The organism is bacterium, from assembly GCA_028821235.1.
Taxonomy (GTDB): Bacteria; Actinomycetota; Acidimicrobiia; order Spongiisociales; family Spongiisociaceae; genus Spongiisocius.
In genome coordinates, this window is record JAPPGV010000033.1 from 9,038 (window position 1) to 10,569 (window position 1,532).

The 1,532-nt window shown below is 68.8% G+C and carries 3 protein-coding genes; 1 reads left to right on the forward strand and 2 read right to left on the reverse strand.

Translation table 11 applies throughout. From position 1 onward, the window contains the following. Positions 1-276, forward strand: a 276-nt coding sequence (locus OXK16_03865; protein MDE0375084.1) for a DUF418 domain-containing protein, incomplete at its 5' end; no start/stop codon positions are given. Positions 277-310: 34 nt separating this feature from the next. On the opposite strand, the gene OXK16_03870 is transcribed toward OXK16_03865, so the two are convergent. Beyond that, positions 311-943, reverse strand: a complete 633-nt coding sequence (locus tag OXK16_03870; GenBank protein MDE0375085.1) for an HAD hydrolase-like protein — start codon at positions 941-943, stop codon at positions 311-313. Between the two features lie 2 nt (positions 944-945). Further along, positions 946-1,341: a TIGR03618 family F420-dependent PPOX class oxidoreductase gene (locus OXK16_03875; protein MDE0375086.1), complete on the reverse strand. Its 396-nt coding sequence runs from the start codon at positions 1,339-1,341 to the stop codon at positions 946-948. Positions 1,342-1,532: the final 191 nt, after the last annotated feature.

The window sequence follows — 1,532 nt, forward strand, 5'->3', positions numbered from 1 at the left end:
CGCCGGCCCGAGACCGCTCTGCACCGGCGCCTGCGGGCCGCCGGGCGGATGGCCCTCACCAACTACCTGACCCAGACCCTGCTGGGCGTGCTCATCCTCAGATACTTATTGGGAGATGCCGACCTCACCCGGACGATGCTGGTGGGCTTCATCGGGTTGGTCTGGGCCGCCCAACTCTGGTGGTCGGCGCCCTGGCTGGATCGGTTCCGGTACGGTCCCGCCGAGTGGCTGTGGCGTATGGCCACCTACCGCCGGCTGCAGCGCCTGCGCCGTTAACCCATCCCTCCGGGGGAGGTGATGCCGGGCCGTATCAGGCTTCCAGGCCCGCCAGTTCCAGGGCCTCGACCAGGTCACGGCCGGTGATCACCCCTTCGCCGAACCGGGTTGCGCCGTCCTCGGTGGCGGCCACGCCCACGAACCCGCACCCGGCCTTGGCGGCGGCCTCGCGGTCCCAGGTCGAGTCGCCGATCATCACCGTCCGGGAGGGGGTTGCGCCGAGCAGCCGGCAAGCCTCGAGAAGCTGATCGGCCGCCGGCTTGGGCCGCAGGTCCGGGCGCCTGGGAACCAGCACGGGTGTGTCCACCCCGTGTCTGGCCAGGACAGCCCGAGCCGGCGCCTCCGCCACCAGCGTCACCACCGCCCGCGGGGTGCCCTGGGCGAGCTTCAGGGCCTGTTCGAGGCGGGGCATGGCATGGGAAGCGGCGACCGCGGCCATCTCATGGACTGCTATCGCCTCCGATACCTCCGTCCACCTGGGATCCCCGCTGAGGGCCACCAGGATCGACATGCAGCGCTGCGTCGGGGCATCCCAATCGGTTGCCGGTGTGGGCAGATCGTCCCAGGACCCGATCATCGACTCCGTGTCCTGCCAGGCTGCGCCGTAGTCGGTGTAGGTCTGGAGGTCGATGAGGGTCCGATCCAGGTCGAACAGGACCGCCTCCACGATCAGCCGGGCGGGAAGACCAGCACCCGCTGGGGGGCGATCTTGACGATGGCCCGCTCCGAGGTGATCGGGTTCGGGTACTCGTCCACCCCCAGGTACTTGTGGGCGAGCGCGTCGATGTGGGAACGGGCCTCCGCGCCGGTGACGGTGCCCACCACCACTCCCCTCACCTCGGCGAAGTGGAAGGGGTTGCCCCCATCGGGGATCAGCACCGTGACCCGGGGGTCGGCCATCATGTTCCTGAACTTGGGCCGGTGCACCTCGGTGTTGACCAGGATGTGCTCGTCGTCAGCGTCCACCCACATCAGATGCACCTGCACGGACCCGTCGGGCATCATCGTCGCCAGCGAGGCGTAGTTGGCGCCCCGAGCCAGCCTCAGAACCCTCTTGTCGAGCATTACAACCTCCGTTAGGTTGGACTTCGCGGCGCCGACCACCCGCTCCTACGGAGGTACCACTCGATGGGAACGTTCAGCCGGCCGATACGGATTTCCGATCTCGCAGGCCGGAGAAGCCGTGATCTGGAAGCGATAGTGGATACGGGCGCCGCCTACACCACCCTACCCGCCCCCCTGCTGCGCGAACTCGG

What these genes read in the sequence shown, in the direction of transcription:
- OXK16_03875 (MDE0375086.1), bottom strand. Translation starts at nt 1,341, where the DNA reads ATGCTCGACAAGAGGGTTCTGAGGCTGGCTCGGGGCGCCAACTACGCC.